16 protein-coding genes and 1 pseudogene are annotated in these 17380 nt (G+C 64.9%); 8 read left to right on the forward strand and 9 right to left on the reverse strand.

Annotation, left to right across the window (positions count from 1 at the left end):
• Positions 1-87: 87 nt before the first annotated feature.
• From sdhA to ACFLEY_RS00980, 4 genes are all read right to left on the reverse strand, one after another.
• Positions 88-1923, reverse strand: a complete 1836-nt coding sequence (gene sdhA / locus ACFLEY_RS00965) for a succinate dehydrogenase flavoprotein subunit (RefSeq protein ID WP_011083345.1) — start codon at positions 1921-1923, stop codon at positions 88-90.
• Between the two features lie 3 nt (positions 1924-1926).
• Positions 1927-2331, reverse strand: a complete 405-nt coding sequence (gene sdhD, locus ACFLEY_RS00970; RefSeq protein ID WP_011083344.1) for a succinate dehydrogenase, hydrophobic membrane anchor protein — start codon at positions 2329-2331, stop codon at positions 1927-1929.
• Positions 2328-2726 (reverse strand): succinate dehydrogenase, cytochrome b556 subunit, encoded by a 399-nt coding sequence (gene sdhC, locus ACFLEY_RS00975; RefSeq protein WP_011083343.1) that lies wholly within the window; start codon positions 2724-2726, stop codon positions 2328-2330. The genes sdhD and sdhC overlap by 4 nt, the downstream gene beginning before the upstream one ends.
• Before the next feature lie 417 nt (positions 2727-3143).
• A complete protein-coding gene (locus ACFLEY_RS00980) occupies positions 3144-4049 on the reverse strand; it encodes a LysR family transcriptional regulator (RefSeq protein ID WP_038965085.1) in 906 nt (301 codons plus the stop codon).
• Positions 4050-4151: 102 nt separating this feature from the next.
• On the opposite strand from ACFLEY_RS00980, the gene ACFLEY_RS00985 reads away from it, so the two are divergent.
• The gene (locus ACFLEY_RS00985) at positions 4152-5012 is read left to right on the forward strand and encodes a sulfite exporter TauE/SafE family protein (RefSeq protein ID WP_060912816.1); all 861 of its coding nucleotides are present in this window, start codon (positions 4152-4154) and stop codon (positions 5010-5012) included.
• A gap of 291 nt (positions 5013-5303) precedes the next feature.
• Here ACFLEY_RS00985 and ACFLEY_RS00990 read toward each other — a convergent pair whose 3' ends face one another.
• Positions 5304-6833, reverse strand: coding sequence for a malonyl-CoA synthase (locus tag ACFLEY_RS00990; protein ID WP_060909685.1), 1530 nt, complete (start codon positions 6831-6833; stop codon positions 5304-5306).
• A 100-nt stretch (positions 6834-6933) separates the two neighbouring features.
• Between ACFLEY_RS00990 and ACFLEY_RS00995 the strand changes: the two genes are divergently transcribed.
• The 4 genes from ACFLEY_RS00995 (at position 6934) to ACFLEY_RS01010 (ending at position 10172) form a co-directional block, all read left to right on the forward strand.
• Positions 6934-7695 carry an SDR family oxidoreductase gene (locus tag ACFLEY_RS00995; protein ID WP_060909686.1) on the forward strand — a complete coding sequence of 254 codons (762 nt, stop codon included), beginning with the start codon at positions 6934-6936 and terminating at the stop codon, positions 7693-7695.
• Positions 7696-8010: 315 nt separating this feature from the next.
• Positions 8011-8565, forward strand: a complete 555-nt coding sequence (locus ACFLEY_RS01000) for a fasciclin domain-containing protein (protein ID WP_060909687.1) — start codon at positions 8011-8013, stop codon at positions 8563-8565.
• Between the two features lie 182 nt (positions 8566-8747).
• Positions 8748-9377: a cytochrome b/b6 domain-containing protein gene (locus ACFLEY_RS01005; RefSeq protein WP_060909688.1), complete on the forward strand. Its 630-nt coding sequence runs from the start codon at positions 8748-8750 to the stop codon at positions 9375-9377.
• A 12-nt stretch (positions 9378-9389) separates the two neighbouring features.
• Entirely contained in the window at positions 9390-10172 is a 783-nt protein-coding gene (locus ACFLEY_RS01010) for a molybdopterin-binding protein (protein ID WP_060909689.1), read from the forward strand.
• A gap of 124 nt (positions 10173-10296) precedes the next feature.
• Here ACFLEY_RS01010 and ACFLEY_RS01015 read toward each other — a convergent pair.
• Positions 10297-11499 (reverse strand): annotated as a pseudogene (locus tag ACFLEY_RS01015) (YbfB/YjiJ family MFS transporter).
• A 240-nt stretch (positions 11500-11739) separates the two neighbouring features.
• Here ACFLEY_RS01015 and leuB point away from each other — a divergent pair.
• A complete protein-coding gene (gene leuB, locus ACFLEY_RS01020) occupies positions 11740-12852 on the forward strand; it encodes a 3-isopropylmalate dehydrogenase (RefSeq protein ID WP_011083334.1) in 1113 nt (370 codons plus the stop codon).
• A 179-nt stretch (positions 12853-13031) separates the two neighbouring features.
• Here the strand turns inward: leuB and ACFLEY_RS01025 are convergent, their stop codons facing one another.
• Together ACFLEY_RS01025 and ACFLEY_RS01030 are read right to left on the reverse strand one after the other, a co-directional pair.
• Positions 13032-13418, reverse strand: a complete 387-nt coding sequence (locus ACFLEY_RS01025) for a hypothetical protein (protein WP_028174905.1) — start codon at positions 13416-13418, stop codon at positions 13032-13034.
• A gap of 156 nt (positions 13419-13574) precedes the next feature.
• Positions 13575-14354, reverse strand: coding sequence for a hypothetical protein (locus ACFLEY_RS01030; RefSeq protein ID WP_060909690.1), 780 nt, complete (start codon positions 14352-14354; stop codon positions 13575-13577).
• 116 nt (positions 14355-14470) lie between these two features.
• Here ACFLEY_RS01030 and ACFLEY_RS01035 point away from each other — a divergent pair, with 116 nt between their 5' ends.
• Positions 14471-15502, forward strand: a complete 1032-nt coding sequence (locus ACFLEY_RS01035) for an aspartate-semialdehyde dehydrogenase (RefSeq protein WP_060909691.1) — start codon at positions 14471-14473, stop codon at positions 15500-15502.
• Positions 15503-15741: 239 nt separating this feature from the next.
• On the opposite strand, the gene ACFLEY_RS01040 is transcribed toward ACFLEY_RS01035, so the two are convergent.
• Positions 15742-16386 carry a carbonic anhydrase gene (locus ACFLEY_RS01040; protein ID WP_060909692.1) on the reverse strand — a complete coding sequence of 215 codons (645 nt, stop codon included), beginning with the start codon at positions 16384-16386 and terminating at the stop codon, positions 15742-15744.
• 111 nt (positions 16387-16497) lie between these two features.
• Here ACFLEY_RS01040 and ACFLEY_RS01045 point away from each other — a divergent pair, with 111 nt between their 5' ends.
• On the forward strand, positions 16498-17379 hold the full coding sequence (locus tag ACFLEY_RS01045) for a CoA ester lyase (protein ID WP_011083330.1): 882 nt from the start codon (positions 16498-16500) through the stop codon (positions 17377-17379).
• The last annotated feature ends 1 nt before the right edge of the window (position 17380 follow it).

Below are 17380 nucleotides of genomic sequence, written 5' to 3' on the forward strand. Positions count from 1 at the left end.
CCGGGATGGTCCGAAGGACCAGACCCGGAATCTCGAGATTCCGGGGTCGACGCTGCGCATCGCCCCGGAATGACGGCTGCTGTTCGATCAGTACACGCGCGCCTTGGGCGGGATGTACTGCACGTCGTTGGTCATGGTGTAGTCGTGAACCGGGCGGTACTCGATCTTGACCTTGCCGGCATCGTCCAGCCAGGCCAGCGTGTGCTTCATCCAGTTCTTGTCGTCGCGCTCGGAAAAATCCTCGCGGGCGTGGGCGCCGCGGCTCTCGGTGCGGTTGGCGGCCGAGTTCATCGTCACCACCGCCTGCGCGATCAGATTGTCGAACTCCAGCGTCTCGACGAGGTCCGAATTCCACACCAGCGAGCGGTCGGACACGGCGATGTCGGTGATGCCGCTGTGGACCTTCTCGATCAGGTTCTGGCCTTCGCTCAGGACTTCGCCGGTGCGGAACACGGCGCAGTTGCTCTGCATCACGTGCTGCATGCCTTCGCGCAGCTTTGCGGTCGGCGTGCCGCCGGAGGCGTAGCGGTAATGATCGAGGCGGCCGAGCGCGAGCTCGGCGGAGTTCGCCGGCAGCTCGGGCTGCTTGGCGTTGGGCGTGAGCTTCTCGGCCAGCCGCAGCGCGGCGGCGCGGCCGAACACCACGAGGTCGATCAGCGAGTTGGAGCCGAGACGGTTGGCGCCGTGCACGGAGACGCAGGCCGCTTCGCCGATCGCCATCAGGCCGGGGATGACGGCGTTGTCGTCGCCGTCCTTCTTGGTCAGCACTTCGCCGTGATAGTTCGTCGGGATGCCGCCCATGTTGTAGTGCACGGTCGGCACGATCGGGATCGGCTCGCGCGTCACGTCGACATTGGCGAAGATCTTCGCGGATTCGGAGATGCCCGGCAGGCGCTCGGCCAGCACCGCGGGATCGAGATGGTCGAGATGAAGGAAGATGTGGTCCTTCTTCTTGCCGACGCCGCGCCCTTCACGGATCTCGATGGTCATTGCGCGCGAGACGACGTCGCGCGATGCGAGGTCCTTGGCCGACGGCGCATAGCGCTCCATGAAGCGCTCGCCCTCGGAGTTGACGAGATAGCCGCCTTCGCCGCGCGCGCCTTCGGTGACGAGACAGCCCGAGCCGTAGATGCCGGTCGGATGGAACTGCACAAACTCCATGTCCTGCATCGGCAGGCCGGCGCGCAGCACCATGCCGCCGCCGTCGCCGGTGCAGGTGTGCGCCGAGGTGCAGGAGGCATAGGCGCGGCCGTAGCCGCCGGTCGCGAGAATCACGGTCTGGGCGCGGAAGCGATGCAGCGTGCCGTCATCGAGCTTGAGCGCGATGACGCCGCGGCAGGTGCCCTGGTCGTCCATGATCAGGTCGATGGCGAAGAACTCGATGAAGAATTCGGCCGCGTGACGCAGCGACTGGCCGTACATCGTGTGCAGCATGGCATGGCCGGTGCGGTCCGCGGCGGCGCAGGTGCGCTGCGCCTGACCCTTGCCGAAGTCCAACGTCATGCCGCCGAACGGGCGCTGGTAGATCTTGCCGTCCTCGGTGCGCGAGAACGGCACGCCCCAATGTTCGAGCTCGTAGACCGCGTCGGGCGCGTTGCGCACCATGTATTCGATCGCGTCCTGGTCGCCCAGCCAGTCCGACCCCTTCACGGTGTCGTACATGTGCCAGCGCCAGTCGTCCTTGTGCATGTTGCCGAGCGAGGCGGAGATGCCGCCTTGCGCCGCGACCGTGTGCGAGCGGGTCGGAAACACCTTGGTGATGCAGGCCGTGCGCAGGCCCGCCTCGCTGCAGCCGACCACGGCGCGCAGTCCCGCGCCGCCGGCGCCGACCACGACGACGTCATAGGTGTGGTCTTCGATGGGATAGGCTTTTCCGTTGGTGGCGGGAGCGCCGTTGCCCTTGCCATTCGTCTCGTTGGCCATGGGTTACACTCCGGATGAAAGTTTCAGGATCGCGTAGGTCGAGGCGAGTGCCACGGCGATCGAGAAGAAGTTGTTGAGCATGATCGCCGTGAGCTTCAGCTTCTCGTTATGGACGTAGTCCTCAATCACCACCTGCATGCCGATCTTCATGTGCCAGGCGCTGGCGAAGATGAAGAGCAGCATGATGATGGCGATCGGCAGCGAGCCGATGGTCTGCGCTACGAAGGCCTGGTTGCGGCCGAACAGCATCACGATGATCACGATCACCGGGATCATCATCAGCACCATCGCGACGCCGGTGATGCGCTGGCGCCAGAAGTCCGACGTGCCCGAATGCGCCGCGCCGAGATTGCGGACGCGGCCGAGCGGGGTGCGCATGCTGCGCTTCGGCGTATCGGTTGCGCTCATCGTCCACCTCCGATCGCGTAGGCGACGATCCAGATCAGCACCGTCAGCACGATGCCGCCGATCAGCGCGCCCCAGGTCAGCGCTTCGCGCTCATTGGCCTTGAAGCCGTAGCCGAGGTCCCAGACGAAGTGCCGGATGCCGCTCAGCATATGGTGCATCAGCGCCCAGGTGTAGCCGAACACGATCAGCCGGCCGATGATGCTGCCGGTGAAGGCCTGGACATGGGAATAGGCGGCGGGGCCGGAGGCCGCCGCGATCAGCCACCAGGCCAGCAGCAGGGTTCCGGCATAGAGGGCGATACCGGTGGCGCGATGGACGATGGACAGCGCCATCGTCAACGTCCAGCGGTAGACTTGCATGTGTGGTGAAAGCGGTCGTTCGATCCGTGCGGTCATGGGCTTTGATGTTGTGTAGCGGCCCAGCAGGGGGCGCGCGGGGATCGCGAAAGGTCGGCTCTATTTACGGAGTCGATTTGGCCGGCGCAATCACCAAATCGCCATAAATCGAACCGTGGTTCAGCGCTACAGCGTTGATGAAACAAGGCCAATCAGGGGCTTGGTATACCAGAGCAATGGTGTGCCGACAAAGAATAGAATATATATTCACCTTTTGTGGCGACGGCCGAGGCACATTGAAATTACTATTGGAACGGCTCTAAGCCGCCGCGGGCCAGCCAGAGTTCGAACCAGTCAGTTCATGACGCCCACGTCGGCACGAATCGCCGGCGAGGCAATTTCGATTTCCGCCGTGCGCACCGATTTTTCGTTTGACGGGTGGATATGCGCGGCCTGCATCCCACCCCGCCGCAGGAATCAGCGTCCGAGGGGATCGCTGCCGCGCCATCGCTCGACCAGGAAATCGATGAATGCACGAATCTTCGCCGACCCCAGGCGCGACGGCTGATAGAGCGCGTGGAGCGGAGCCGGAGCAGGTTCATGCTCACGCAACAGACGACGCAGGCGCCCCTCGGCAAGTTGCCTTTCCACCTGCCATGACGGCACGCGGACGATGCCGGCGCCGTTCTCCGCGGCGCTGGCGAGCGCGTCGAGACTGTTGACCCAGAGCCGTCCCGCTATCCTGATTCGCGATCCGCCCTTCGCGTCGCGGCCGAATCGCCAGGTCGCTGCACCCGGCGCATCGGAGAACACCAGGCAATCATGCCGCGGCAGATCGGACGGGCTCTGCGGTTCGCCGCGGCGCGCGAGGTAGCCAGGCGAGGCGCAATGGATCATCTGCACCTCCGCGAGTTTCCGCGTCACGAGCTGGGAATCGGGAATGCGCCCGACGCGAAGCGCCAGATGGACGTCCTCCTCGATCAGGTTGACGTTGCGATCGACCAGCAGCAGATCGACTGACAGCGAGGGACAGGCGTGCAGAAAGTCGCCCAGCAGCGGTGCGATCAGGAGGCGCCCCATCAATGTCGGCGCACTCACGCGCAGGCGCCCCGACGGCTCGCGGCGGCTTCCCGCCAGCGCCTCCTCGATCTCCTTGACCTCGCCGAGGATCGACTTGGCGCGCTCGTAGAGCATGCGGCCGTCGTCCGTGAGCGCCAGCTGCCGCGTCGTACGCACCAGCAGGCGCGTGCCGAAATGCTGTTCGAGCGCCGAAATCTGCCGGCTCACTGCCGTCAGCGAGCTCGGCAACGACCGCGCCGCCGCGGACAGGCTGCCGCTGTCGACAGCCCGGACAAAGGTCGCCATCGCCGCGAGCTGGTCCATGGCCATCCTTCCGTTTTCAGCAAGATAGTCTATCCAGCTTCGCCGATAGTCGCGCAATGCGAAAGGGTCTATCCCTGTCGTTGAGAACAGGCTTTGGACGTGCTGATGGCGGGACTTGATATCAAGGAGATCGTGGAGCTCGCGTTGCTGCTGATCGCAACGGGTGCGCTCTCGGGATTTCTGGCCGGTGTGTTCGGGATCGGCGGCGGCGCGATTCTCGTGCCGGTGTTCTACGAATGCTTCCGCATCGCCGGCGTGCCGCTCGAGGTGCGCATGCCGCTCTGCGTCGGCACCTCGCTTGCGGTGATCATCCCGACCTCGATTCGCTCGTTCCAGGCGCATTACAAGCGCGGCGCCGTCGACATGGCGATCCTGCGCGTCTGGTGGCTGCCGATCGTGATCGGCGTCGTCGCCGGCAGCGTGGTCGCGCGCCACGCGCCGGAGCGGCTGTTCAAGATCGTGTTCGTCTGCGTCGCCTGGTCGGCCGCCGTGCGGCTGATCTTCGCGCGCGAAACCTGGAAGCTCGGCGACGACCTGCCGAAAGGTCCGGTGATGCGGATCTACGGCTTCTGCGTCGGCATCCTGTCGACGCTGATGGGCATCGGCGGCGGCCTGTTCTCGAATCTGCTGATGACCTTCTACGGCCGGCCGATCCATCAGGCGGTCGCGACGTCGTCGGCGCTCGCGGTGCTGATCTCGATCCCCGGCGCGCTCGGCTACATCTATGCCGGCTGGCCGGCGGCGGCGAGCTACCCGGCCGTCGCAGCGCTGCAAGTCCCGTTCGCGCTCGGCTATGTCTCGCTGATCGGTGCCGTGCTGGTAATGCCGATGAGCTTGGTTACGGCGCCGCTCGGCGTGAGAGCCGCGCATGCGATGTCGAAGCGCACGCTGGAGACAGCGTTCGGGTGCTATCTGTTTATTGTCGGCAGCCGGTTTGTGATGAGCCTGGTGGGCGGGCAGTAGACGCCACGAGCTCCGTCATTGCGGGCGCAGCGAAGCAATCCAGAATCTCTCCGCGGCGGCAGTCTGGATTGCTTCGCTGCGCTCGCAATGACGTTGTTGAGAGAGCGCGCTATGCCAACTCCAACGTCGTCCTGGACAAGCTCGCGCAGCGAGCGCCGATCCAGGACCCATTACCCCAAGGAGTGGTTTGGCGAAGACTCGTGGTTGCCAGCTTCGTGCCGCAACTTCTCCCTGGGGTAATGGGTCCTGGCTTTCGCCAGGACGACAGCGAGAGTGCGGTGCGGTCTTTCCCTACTTCTTCGCGTAGATATCCTTGTAGGTATCCCGCAGCACGTTCTTCTGCACCTTGCCCATGGTGTTGCGCGGCAGCTCGTCGACCACGAAGACGCGCTTGGGCATCTTGAATTTGGCGAGCCGGCCGTCGAGCGCTTTCAGCACGGAGGCCTCGTTGACCTCGGCACCCTTGTTGCAGACCAGCACGGCGGTGACGCCCTCGCCGAAATCGGCATGCGGCACGCCGATCACGGCGGACTCGACCACGCCGGGCATCGCGTCGATCTCGCTCTCGATTTCCTTCGGATAGACATTGAAGCCGCCGGAGATCACGAGATCCTTGCCGCGGCCGAGGATGTGGACGTAGCCCTTGCCGTCGATCTTGCCGAGGTCGCCGGTGATGAAGAAGCCGTCGGGCCGGAATTCCGCCTTGGTCTTCTCCGGCATGCGCCAGTAGCCCTTGAACACGTTCGGGCCCTTGACCTCGATCATGCCGATCTCCTCGCGCGGCAGCTCCTTGCCGGTCTCGGGGTCGGTCACGCGCAGGGAGACGCCGGGGAGGGGAAAACCGACCGCGCCGGGCACGCGCTCGCCGTCATAGGGGTTCGACGTGTTCATGTTGGTCTCGGTCATGCCGTAGCGCTCGAGCACGGCATGGCCGGTGCGCGCCGACCATTCGCGGTGGGTTTCGGCGAGCAGCGGCGCCGAGCCCGAAATGAACAGCCGCATGTGCCTGGTGGTCTCGCGCGACAGCGCGGCATTTTGCAGGAGGCGGGTGTAGAAGGTCGGCACGCCCATCAGCACGGTGGCGCGCGCCATCAGCTTGATGATCAGGTCAGGGTCGAGCTTCGGCAGGAAGATCATCGACGCCCGCGAAAACAGCGTCACGTTGGTCGCCACGAACAGACCGTGCGTATGGTAGATCGGCAGCGCGTGGATCAGCACGTCCTTGTCGGTGAAGTGCCAGTAGCCGACGAGCGAGAGCGAGTTCGACGCGAGATTGTCGTGGGTGAGCATCGCCCCCTTGGAGCGGCCGGTGGTGCCCGACGTGTAGAGGATCGCGGCCAGATCGTCGTTTTCGCGCGGCACCGTCGTAAACGCGCTGCTTGCCTTGTCGGCGGCCTCCGTCAGCGAGCCCTTGCCGTCGGGGCCGAGCGTCTCGACCCCGGCCTTCACCTTCGCGGCGATCGGGGCGAGGCCTTCCGCCTTGGAGTGATCGCAGACCACCAGCGACGGCTCGGCGTCGCCGATGAAGTAATCGAGCTCGTTCAGCGTATAGGCGGTGTTGAGCGGCAGGTAGACCGCGCCGGCCCGCACCGTGGCGAGATAAAGCACGATGTTCGCGACCGATTTCTCGACCTGCACCGCGACGCGGTCGCCAGGCTTCACGCCGCGCGCGACCAGCACGTTCGCCATTTGCCCGGCCCGCGCGATCAGATCGCCATAGCTGATACGGGCGCCGTCATGCGTCTCGATCGCGAGGCGTTTGGGATCGTCCAGGCCATCGAACAGGCGGGAAAACAGGTTGGCGTTGGCAGCTCGGTTCATGCAAGATTTCCTCGACCGCAAGGCTTGTAAGACAAGGTCGGTCAAAACCGAGGGCTGGATTAGCAAAAACCGCCCCGATGAAGCAACGGAGACAGTTTGCATGACCAAAAATGGGAAACGCGTGGCCTGGGTCACGGGCGGCGGCAGCGGCATCGGGGAGGCCGGCGCCGAGGCGTTAGCTGCCGACGGCTGGACGGTGGTGGTCTCGGGCCGCCGCAAGGATGCCCTGGATACCGTAGTTGCCAAGATCATCGGGGCGGGCGGGGCGGCCGAGGCCATCGCACTGGACGTGTCCAACGCCGCCGAGGCCCAGAAGACGGCCGATCAGATCGTCGCCAGGCACGGCCGTATCGATCTCCTGGTCAACAATGCCGGCATCAATGTCCCGAAGCGAAGCTGGAAGGACATGGAACTGGAGGGCTGGGACAAGCTGGTCCAGGTCAACCTCAACGGCGTGCTCTATTGCATGCGCGCGGTGCTGCCGACGATGCGCAAGCAAAAGGACGGCTCGATCATCAACGTCTCGTCCTGGGCCGGCCGGCACGTTTCGAAGATGCCGGGTCCTGCCTACACCACGACCAAGCACGCGGTGCTGGCGCTGACCCATTCCTTCAACATGGACGAATGCGTCAACGGCCTGCGCGCCTGTTGCCTGATGCCGGGTGAGGTCGCGACGCCGATCCTGAAGCAGCGCCCGGTGGTGCCGAGCGAGGAGGAGCAGGCCAGGATGCTGCAATCCGAAGACCTCGGCCGCACCATCGCCTTCATCGCATCGATGCCGGCGCGAGTCTGCATCAACGAGCTCCTGATCAGCCCGACGTATAATCGCGGGTTCATCCAGACGCCGAACAACAGGGATTGAGTCTTGTAGGGTGGGCCAAGCGAAGCGTGCCCACCATGCCTATCTCAATCGAGCGCGAGATGGTGGGCGCGGCGCATGCGCGTCTTTGCCCACCCTACGGCTCCTGAGATGGTGGCGCGTTCGCGCATCACACGGACACGCCCCCACATATTTTCACGCATTACAAAGAATTTTTCTTCGAAACCACTTCGCAAACCCTCCCGTAGTTCGGTCCAACGACGCGCTGCTGCTTCACGCCAAACTGCCGCAGCCGCCGTTGTTGCCCCAACTCAAGCACCGGCCATTGCCGGTCTCAATTCAATCGGGAGACCCTCCATGTCGAAGCGTATTGCCTATCTCGCTGCCGCCGCCTTCAGCGCCCTCGCCATCACCGCGACCGTCGTCGCGCCCGCTCGCGCCGAGGAGAAGACCGTCATGGTCGGCGGCGCCGCAATGTTCCCGTCCAAGAACATCGTCCAGAACGCGGTCAACTCCAAGGACCACACCACGCTGGTGGCGGCGGCGAAGGCGGCCGGTCTCGTGCCGACGCTGGAAAGCAAGGGTCCGTTCACGGTGTTCGCGCCGACCAACGCGGCCTTCGGCAAGCTGCCGGCCGGCACCGTCGACAATCTGGTCAAGCCCGAGAACAAGGCGGCGCTGACCAAGATCCTCACCTACCATGTCGTGCCCGGCAAGCTCGAGGCCTCCGACCTCACCGACGGCAAGAAGCTGAAGACCGCCGAAGGCGAGGAGCTGACGGTGAAGAAGATGGACGGCAAGACCTGGATCGTCGACGCCAAGGGCGGCACCTCGATGATGACGATTTCCAACGTCAACCAGTCGAACGGCGTGATCCATGTGGTCGACACCGTGCTGATGCCGGCGACGTAACACCGCGGCGTCCTGTTTCATCCCCGACAGGGTGCTTTGAGACGGCGAGCCGGGGGCACCCGGCTCGCATTTTTGTGACCAGCATAGCCTGCCGGCATCGACTCGATGTCGTGCGTAGGCGTAACGAAAGCGGACGCATCGGCGTATATTCGGTGTCACACGACGTTCAGGACGGAACCACCATGGCGAGCCTTACAGTCACCGACGAGCAGGTCCGGTCCAGCCCGGCCAAAGTGATCCAGCCGGCCTGGGTCCGCGTCATGCATTGGATCAACGCTCTTGCCATGATCCTGATGATCCTGTCGGGCTGGCAGATCTACAACGCCTCGCCGCTGTTCGGTTTCAGTTTCCCGCGCGAGTACACGCTTGGCGGCTGGCTCGGCGGCGGCCTGCTCTGGCATTTTGCGGCGATGTGGCTGTTGATGATCAACGGCCTTGCCTATCTCGTCACCGGCTTCGCCACCGGCCGCTTCCGGAAAAAACTGCTGCCGATCACCCCGTCCGGCGTGCTCCACGACGTCAGGGCGGCGCTGACCTTCAAGCTCGGCCATGACGATCTCACCGTCTACAATTACGTGCAGCGACTGCTCTATGCCGGCATCATCGTCGTCGGCGTGCTGATCGTGCTCTCCGGCCTTGGAATGTGGAAGCCGGTGCAGCTCTATTATCTCGTGATGCTGTTCGGCGACTATCCGACCGCGCGCTACGTGCACTTCTTCTGCATGGCCGCGATCTGCGCCTTCCTCGTCATTCACGTCCTGCTCGCGCTGCTGGTGCCGAAGAGCCTGCGCGCGATGATCATCGGGCGATAAGGGAGAATAGCGATGGCCAAGCGTTCATTCCTGATCCCCGGCGTTGACAAGCGGTTGCTCATCAAGGACGCCATCAAGACGATGCCGGATTTTACCCGTCGCCGCTTCATCGCGGGCGGCGCCAGCCTCGGCGCGCTGACGCTGCTGACCGGCTGCGACGTCGTGGACTCGTCCTCGGCCGATACGCTGCTGGCGCAGGTCTCGAAGTTCAACGACGCGGTGCAGGCCTTCATCTTCAATCCCGACGCGCTGGCGCCGACCTTCCCCGAGAGCGCGATCACGAAGCCGTTTCTATTCAACGCCTACTACGATCTCGACGACGCGCCGGAGGTTTCGGCCGCGGACTGGAAGCTCGAAGTGCGCGGCCTCGTCGACAACAAGAAGTCCTGGACGCTGGACGAGCTCTACAAGTTGCCGCAGGTCACGCAGATCACCCGTCACATCTGCGTCGAGGGCTGGAGCGCGATCGGCAGCTGGACCGGCACGCCGCTCCGCGATTTCCTCAAGCTGATCGGCGCCGACACGCGCGCCAAATATGTCTGGTTCCAGTGCGCCGACAAGGACGGCTACAATTCGCCTCTCGACATGCGCAGCGCGCTGCATCCGCAGACCCAGATGACGTTCAAATATGCCAACGAGATTTTGCCGCGCGCCTACGGCTTCCCGATGAAGATCCGCGTGCCGACAAAGCTCGGCTTCAAGAACCCGAAATACGTGGTCTCGATGGAAGTCACCAACGACTACAAGGGCGGTTACTGGGAAGACCAGGGGTATAATTCGTTCAGCGGGAGCTGATTGAGGCAGTCATTCCGGGGCTCGCGAAGCGAGTGCTGCCGTAGGGTGGGCAAAGGCGCAACGCGCCGTGCCCACCACCTTCCCGTTATTTTAGAGATCGTGGGCACGCTTCGCTTTGCCCACCCTACGGTACCGATTGCCGGGCCGGCCCCACCTTCCGCTGGCACAGCGCCGCCACCGCGCCCAACGCCAGCAGTGCGGCCGAGACGTTCAGCGCGTAACTCAGGCTGCCCAGCGCATCGGTGATGGCGCCGACCACGATCGGCCCCAGCGTCTGGCCGACGCCGAACGAAATCGTCATCGCCGCGATCGCGGTCGGCCATACCTAGGGCGGATAGTTGAAGCGGACGAAGGCCGTGGTCGAGCCGACCACCGCGAAGAAGGCGACGCCGAACACGACCGCCGAGACCGCGAGCCACGCCGGCGAATGCCCCAGCATCGGCAAGGCTGCGCCGAGCGCGTTGGTGCCGAGGATGATGGCGGTGGCAAGCCCGCCGCGATCGAGCGCGAGGACGCCGCGCCAGACCCACGGCGTGACGAAGGCACTGAGGCCGATCAGGCTCCAGAACGCCGCCTGCGCCGCGGCTCCGCCGCCGCCGTCGCGCACATAGGCGATCATGAAGGTCATGTAGGCGATGTAGCCGGCGCCGAACAGGAAGTAGCCGGCCAGGTAGATCAGCACGGGGAGAATTGCGAAGGCGGCGTGGCTGCCTTCGGTGAAACGCACGCGGCTCTCGATGCGGACCAGGAACAGCGGGACGGTCATCGCGGCCGAGAGCAGCGTCATCGCCCACCACACCAGCCACCACGAGCCCGGCCCGAAATGCTGGAGCGTGAACGGTGCGATCAGGCCCGAGGCGAGAATGCCGATGCCGGGGCCGGCATAGAACAGGCTGAGCAGGAAATTCGCCCGCGCGGGCTGCGACTGCGCGATCGAAGCGGCCAGCGCGCCGCCGGCGACGAAGCCGGCCGCAGCACCCAGGCCCAGCACCAGGCGTGCAAGGCTCAGCGCCACGAAATTCCCGGTCAGTGCGCAGGTGGCGAGCGCGGCGACGCAGGCGAGGGTTCCGCCGCGGATTGCCGCCGACCAGCCGACGCGCTGGATCAGCCGGGACGCCACCAGCGCGCCTATGAGGTAGCCGACGGCGTTGATGGTGTTCATGAAACCGGCCGCCGAGTAGGACCAGCCGAGGGTCTCCCGCATGTCGGGCAGCACCAGCGCATAGGCAAAGCGGCCGATGCCGAGCCCGACGGTCGCTGCCAGCGACAGGATCAGGATCAGCCGCGCGGGGTGCGCGTCGGGCGGGGGGCGGTCAGGCGCGTGCAAGGGGGTACTCCGGCGTCCCGCACTGTGGCAGGCCCTGCCGGTCTTGCACAGCCGTGGCGCGGCAATGGTGTCTTGCCAAGCGCGCAACGCCGCTCTAGCACTCCGGCCGGCCGTCATTCCGGGGCGCACGCGAAGCGGGCGAGCCCGGAATCCATAACCCCGGCTGGTGGTTATGGATTCAGGGCCCGCGCCGAGAGGCGCGTCCCGGAATGACGAGAGAGGATCGAGAAGGAAACGACCATGGCGACCCACAAACTGCTGCTGCTCCCCGGCGACGGTATCGGCCCCGAGGTGATGGGCGAGGTGAAGCGGCTGATCGACTGGCTCAATTCGGCCGGGATCGCCAAATTCGAGACCGACACCGGCCTCGTCGGCGGCTCCGCCTATGACGCGCACAAGGTGTCGATCTCCGAGGGCGACATGGCCAAGGCGCTTGCCGCCGACGCCATCATCTTCGGCGCGGTCGGTGGTCCCAAGTGGGATGCCGTTCCCTACGAGGTGCGCCCCGAAGCCGGCCTGCTGCGCCTGCGCAAGGATCTCGGCCTGTTCGCCAATCTCCGCCCCGCGGTGTGCTACCCGGCGCTGGCCGATGCCTCGAGCCTGAAGCGCGAGGCGGTCGAGGGCCTCGACATCATGATCGTGCGCGAGCTCACCGGCGGCGTCTATTTCGGCGAGCCCAAGACCATCACCGATCTCGGCAACGGCCAGAAGCGCGCCATCGATACCCAGGTCTACGACACCTATGAGATCGAGCGCATCGCCCGCGTCGCCTTCGACCTTGCCAAGAAGCGCAAGAACAAGGTGACGTCGATGGAGAAGCGCAACGTCATGAAATCGGGCGTGCTCTGGAACGAGGTCGTGACCCAGGTCCACAAGCGCGAATATCCCGACGTCACGCTCGAGCATCAGCTCGCCGATTCCGGCGGCATGATGCTGGTGAAGTGGCCGAAGCAGTTCGACGTCATCGTCACGGACAATCTGTTCGGCGACATGCTGTCCGACATCGCGGCGATGCTGACCGGCTCGCTTGGCATGCTGCCCTCGGCCTCGCTCGGCGAGGTCGACGTCAAGAGCAAGAAGCGCAAGGCGCTGTACGAGCCCGTGCACGGCTCGGCGCCCGACATCGCCGGCAAGGGTCTCGCCAATCCGATCGCGATGATCTCGTCCTTCGGCATGGCGCTGCGCTACTCCTTCGACATGGGCGCGCTCGCCGACAAGGTCGATGCCGCGATCGCCGCCGTGCTGGCCAGCGGCCTGCGCACCGCCGACATCAAGTCGGAAGGCACCACGGCCGCCTCGACCACGCAGATGGGCGAAGCGATCCTGAAGGAATTGCAGAAGCTGCACGCGTAAGCGGCAAGTGCCATCATTCCGGGGCGGCTCGAAGAGCCGAACCTCAGGTGCGCAATTGCGCACCGGGGAATCTCGAGATTCCGGGTCTGGTGCTTGCGCACCATCCCGGAATGACGGTGCGAGAAAACAAAAATGGCCGGGCGTGAGCCCGGCCATTTGATTCGGTGCCTGCGTCCGCCTCAGTACAGCGGGAAGTTCTGCGGATAGCCGCCGACATCGGACGGCGGGGACAGCGGCTGGCGATCGATCGGGCGGTTGAGGTTCTCGCGGGCGAAGGACGGATAGCCCACCGCCGGCGGGAAGGCGTAGTCGGAGAACTTGCGATCGCCCGGATTGACCTCGGTGCCGCCGTCGAGCCAGGAGCGCTTGCTCACATAGATGCGGGTGCGTCCCTGCTGATAGACCGTGTTGGGGCCGCTCGGGCCGTAAACGGGCCGGCCGCGATCGTCATAGCGCTGCTTGGTCCTGGTGTCGGCCGAAGCCGGTGCCGCGAAGACCATGGCAATCGCGGCGCCCGCCGCAAGCAACGTCGCCAATTTGTTCGCGGCAGAAAATTTCGAGCTCATCACGTCCCCTTCAGGCGGCAAGCCGCCAGTCGATTTCGACCCATACTAGCCCGGTCGGGGTGGCCGCAACTAGGTCTATTGGGTCACACCAGGGCGGAATAATCGTGCGCGCCGGCAAAAGTTGCATGAATACCAGCCACTTGAGCTTGATGCCGATCAAAGCGCCCCGCGCAATTGCGCGTTCGCGGCGCCCAGCAGCCAGTCCGGCGAGCCCTGGGGGTCGCAACCCCTGCGCTTGAGCTCGGCACGGGCGAACAATTCCGCCAGCTTCGGCTCGTTGCCCGAGGTGAGCAGCGTCAGCCGGTTCAGCGTGCAGGCGATGGCCGCGCGCTGGGCGGGCAGCGTATCGCCCTGGCAGGAGAAGCCGGAGAGCTGGAGCGCCGGCTCCTCGCTGCGCTTGAGATAGCCAAGGCACGCCTGCGCCGTGCCGGTCGGCCGGTACAGGGCGACCGGGCCGAATTTCGTGTCGATCAGGCCGGCCTGCTCGAGCGGGGCGGCCGCACCAAGTCCCATCTGGACGGCCAGGTCTGCTGTGGCCGGGCGCGCCACGTCGAATTCGCCGCCTTCCCGGTAAATATCGAGCTCGGCGATGGGCCGGTCTGCCTCGCCAGTCCAGCGCATCACGTCCCGGCGGCCACCTTCGGGATGTCGTAGGATGGTATAAGTGGCTGTTTTATCTGATGAATTTAGCCGGCTGATGGCGAAGGCCGGATGCGAGTGGTCGGCCACGCTCCAGCCCGGCTTCAGCGCCGGATCGTCGTCGCGCAGGCTCGGGAGCTGACCCAAGGCCGCAAGGCTCAGGATGGCAAACAGCACCAGCGTCCCCACATAGGCGAACAGGCGCGCCAGCGTGCCGACGACCTCGTCGGCGAAATTGGCGAGCGCCAGATGGATCTGGGTGGGAGTTGCGGCCGTGCTGGCCTCAGGCGACTGCATCCACGGCCTTCGGGCATGGTCCAACGTTGTCTTGAGGCCGGTTCTCGCATAGAAGCGCTGCTCTTCCTGTTTAAGCGTCTGCTTCGGGAACGGGCTTTTTCATCGGAGAGTGAACGATGGGTTACAAAGTCGCAGTCGTCGGCGCGACCGGCAATGTCGGACGGGAAATGCTCAACATCCTCGATGAGCGCAAATTCCCCGCGGACGAGGTCGTGGCCCTCGCGTCACGCCGCAGCGTCGGCGTCGAGGTCTCCTATGGCGACCGCACCCTGAAGGTCAAAGCGCTCGAGCACTACGACTTCTCCGACGTCGACATCTGCCTGATGTCGGCGGGCGGCTCGGTGTCGAAGGAATGGTCGCCGAAGATCGGCGCCGCCGGCACGGTCGTGATCGACAATTCCTCGGCCTGGCGCATGGACCCGGACGTGCCGCTGATCGTGCCCGAGGTGAACGCGGATGCGGCCGCAGGCTTCAAGACGAAGAACATCATCGCCAACCCGAACTGCTCGACGGCGCAGCTCGTGGTCGCGCTGAAGCCGCTGCACGACAAGGCGACAATCAAGCGCGTCGTGGTCTCCACCTATCAATCGGTGTCGGGCGCCGGCAAGGATGCGATGGACGAATTGTTCTCGCAGACCAAGGCCGTCTACACCAACAGCGAGATCGTCAATAAGAAGTTTCCCGCGCGCATCGCCTTCAACATCATTCCCCAGATCGACGTCTTCATGGAGGACGGCTACACCAAGGAAGAGTGGAAGATGATGATGGAGACCAAGAAGATTCTTGATCCCAAGATCAAGCTCTCCGCGACCTGCGTGCGCGTGCCTGTCTTCGTCGGCCACTCCGAGGCCGTCAACATCGAGTTCGAGAACCCGATCAGCGCCGACGAAGCGCGCAACATCCTGCGCACAGCGCCGGGCTGCCTCGTCATCGACAAGCATGAGCCCGGCGGCTACGCCACGCCGTATGAAGCCGCCGGCGAGGACGCGACCTATATCAGCCGCATCCGCGAGGACGCGACAGTGGAGAACGGCCTCGTGCTGTGGTGCGTGTCCGACAATTTGCGCAAGGGCGCCGCGCTCAACGCGATCCAGATCGCCGAAGTGCTGATCAACCGCAAGCTGATCAGCGCGAAGAAGGCGGCGTAAGCCTTCGCCCACGCCTCTCGTCGTCCCGGACAAGCGCGCCAAAAGCGCGCGCAGATCCGGGACCCATAACCACCGGCCCGCATTGTTGCGCGAGCTGGCAACAACGAGTCTTCGCCAAACAACTTCCTGTGGCTATGGGTCCCGGATCGGCGCTCCGCTCTGGACAACGCTGCGCGTTGCCAAGAGCTCCGCTTGTCCGGGACGACGATCTCGTTTGATGCGCCAGTTTACGAGATCGACTACGCCGCGTCCTTGACGCTGCGGAATTCCTTCGCGACCTTGTCCAGCACGAACAGCGATCCCTCGGCGACGCCGAAATAGGCGCCGTGGGTCTGCATCTGGCCGGCATCGACCGCCTTCTGCACGAACGGGAAGGTCATCAGGTTTTCCAGGCTGCGGAACACCGCGGCCTTTTCGATGCGCTCGACGAATTGCGCCATCGATTCGTGGTCGCGCTGCTCGACCACTTCGCCCGGCTTGATGAACATCTGCATCCATTTGCCGATGAAGTCGCCGGGGGTGAGCGGCTCGATCTTGTCGACGAAGGCGCGGATGCCGCCGCATTGCGCGTGCCCGAGCACCACGATGTGCTTCACCTTCAGCACCGTCACGGCATATTCGAGCGCGGCCGAGACGCCGTGCGCGTTGCCGTCGGGCTGATACACCGGCACCAGGTTGGCGATGTTGCGGACGACGAACAATTCACCCGGGCCGACGTCGAAGATCACCTCGGGCGAGACGCGGCTGTCGCAGCAGCCGATCACCATCACTTCCGGGAACTGCCCCTTCACCGACAGTTCACGGTAGCGGCTCTGCTCGGTCGGCAGCCGCTGGGTGGCGAAGGCTTGGTAGCCTTCCAGCAAATGCTTCGGGAATGTGACCATGGCCTATGCCTAACCATATGCCGCAGGGGCGAACAAGCCTTTCGAATAGGCATGCCAGATGCTATCGGCTCAGGTCAGACGAGATACGAGGAAACCGGAAGGACCATTCGCATGACCCGCCCGCGCCGCAGCCATCTGTTCATGCCCGGCTCGAACCCCCGCGCGCTGGAGAAGGCGCGGAATCTGGCCGCCGACGGCCTGATCCTCGATCTCGAGGATTCCGTCGCCCCTGACGCCAAGGCGGCGGCACGCGACGGAATCGCCGCCGCGATCGCGGCCAAGGGGTTCGGCAAGCGCGAGATCCTGATCCGGACCAACGGTCTCGATACGCCCTGGTGGGCCGATGACGTCGCGATGGCGGCCAAGGCATCGCCTGACGGCATCCTGGTTCCAAAAGTTTCAAGCGTCGAAGATCTCGACGCGATCGGCCGCCGCCTCGCCGAGCTCGGCGCCGCGCCGACCGTGAAGGTCTGGGCCATGATCGAGACCGCGCGCGCCGTGCTCCATGCCGAGGAGCTGGCCGCCGCCGGGCGCAATCCAACGAGCCGCCTCTCCGGTTTCGTGTTCGGCCCGAACGACATCTCGCGCGAGACGCGCATCAAGATGCTGCCCGGCCGCGCCGCGATGATCCCGATGATCACCCACTGCATCCTGGCGACGCGCGCCCATGGCCTCGAAATCCTCGACGGCCCCTACAGCGACATCAACAATTCCGACGGTTTCGCCACCGAATGCGCGCAGGGCCGCGACCTCGGCTTCGACGGCAAGACGCTGATCCACCCCTCGCAGATCGAAGCCTGCAACGCGATCTTCACGCCGCCGGAAGAGGAAGTCGCGCGCGCGCGAAAAATCATCGCGGCGTTCGAATTGCCCGAGAACGTCTCGCGCGGCGCGATCCGCCTCGACGGGGCGATGGTCGAGCGGCTGCATGCCGACATGGCGCGGCGCACGATCGCGATTGCGGACGCGATCGCGGCGATGGGGAAGGGCTGAG

This window comes from Bradyrhizobium sp. YCK136 (assembly GCF_044570075.1).
In the GTDB taxonomy this organism is placed as follows: Bacteria; Pseudomonadota; Alphaproteobacteria; order Rhizobiales; family Xanthobacteraceae; genus Bradyrhizobium; species Bradyrhizobium diazoefficiens.

Excerpts from the sequence above, each read along its gene's own strand:
- sdhA (WP_011083345.1), bottom strand. The coding sequence starts at position 1,923 with ATGGCCAACGAGACGAATGGCAAGGGCAACGGCGCTCCCGCCACCAAC.
- sdhD (WP_011083344.1), bottom strand. The coding sequence starts at position 2,331 with ATGAGCGCAACCGATACGCCGAAGCGCAGCATGCGCACCCCGCTCGGC.
- sdhC (WP_011083343.1), bottom strand. The coding sequence starts at position 2,726 with ATGACCGCACGGATCGAACGACCGCTTTCACCACACATGCAAGTCTAC.
- ACFLEY_RS00980 (WP_038965085.1), bottom strand. The coding sequence starts at position 4,049 with ATGGACCAGCTCGCGGCGATGGCGACCTTTGTCCGGGCTGTCGACAGC.
- ACFLEY_RS00990 (WP_060909685.1), bottom strand. The coding sequence starts at position 6,833 with ATGAACCGAGCTGCCAACGCCAACCTGTTTTCCCGCCTGTTCGATGGC.
- ACFLEY_RS00995 (WP_060909686.1), top strand. The coding sequence starts at position 6,934 with ATGACCAAAAATGGGAAACGCGTGGCCTGGGTCACGGGCGGCGGCAGC.
- ACFLEY_RS01000 (WP_060909687.1), top strand. The coding sequence starts at position 8,011 with ATGTCGAAGCGTATTGCCTATCTCGCTGCCGCCGCCTTCAGCGCCCTC.
- ACFLEY_RS01005 (WP_060909688.1), top strand. The coding sequence starts at position 8,748 with ATGGCGAGCCTTACAGTCACCGACGAGCAGGTCCGGTCCAGCCCGGCC.
- ACFLEY_RS01010 (WP_060909689.1), top strand. The coding sequence starts at position 9,390 with ATGGCCAAGCGTTCATTCCTGATCCCCGGCGTTGACAAGCGGTTGCTC.
- leuB (WP_011083334.1), top strand. The coding sequence starts at position 11,740 with ATGGCGACCCACAAACTGCTGCTGCTCCCCGGCGACGGTATCGGCCCC.
- ACFLEY_RS01025 (WP_028174905.1), bottom strand. The coding sequence starts at position 13,418 with ATGAGCTCGAAATTTTCTGCCGCGAACAAATTGGCGACGTTGCTTGCG.
- ACFLEY_RS01030 (WP_060909690.1), bottom strand. The coding sequence starts at position 14,354 with ATGCAGTCGCCTGAGGCCAGCACGGCCGCAACTCCCACCCAGATCCAT.
- ACFLEY_RS01035 (WP_060909691.1), top strand. The coding sequence starts at position 14,471 with ATGGGTTACAAAGTCGCAGTCGTCGGCGCGACCGGCAATGTCGGACGG.
- ACFLEY_RS01040 (WP_060909692.1), bottom strand. The coding sequence starts at position 16,386 with ATGGTCACATTCCCGAAGCATTTGCTGGAAGGCTACCAAGCCTTCGCC.
- ACFLEY_RS01045 (WP_011083330.1), top strand. The coding sequence starts at position 16,498 with ATGACCCGCCCGCGCCGCAGCCATCTGTTCATGCCCGGCTCGAACCCC.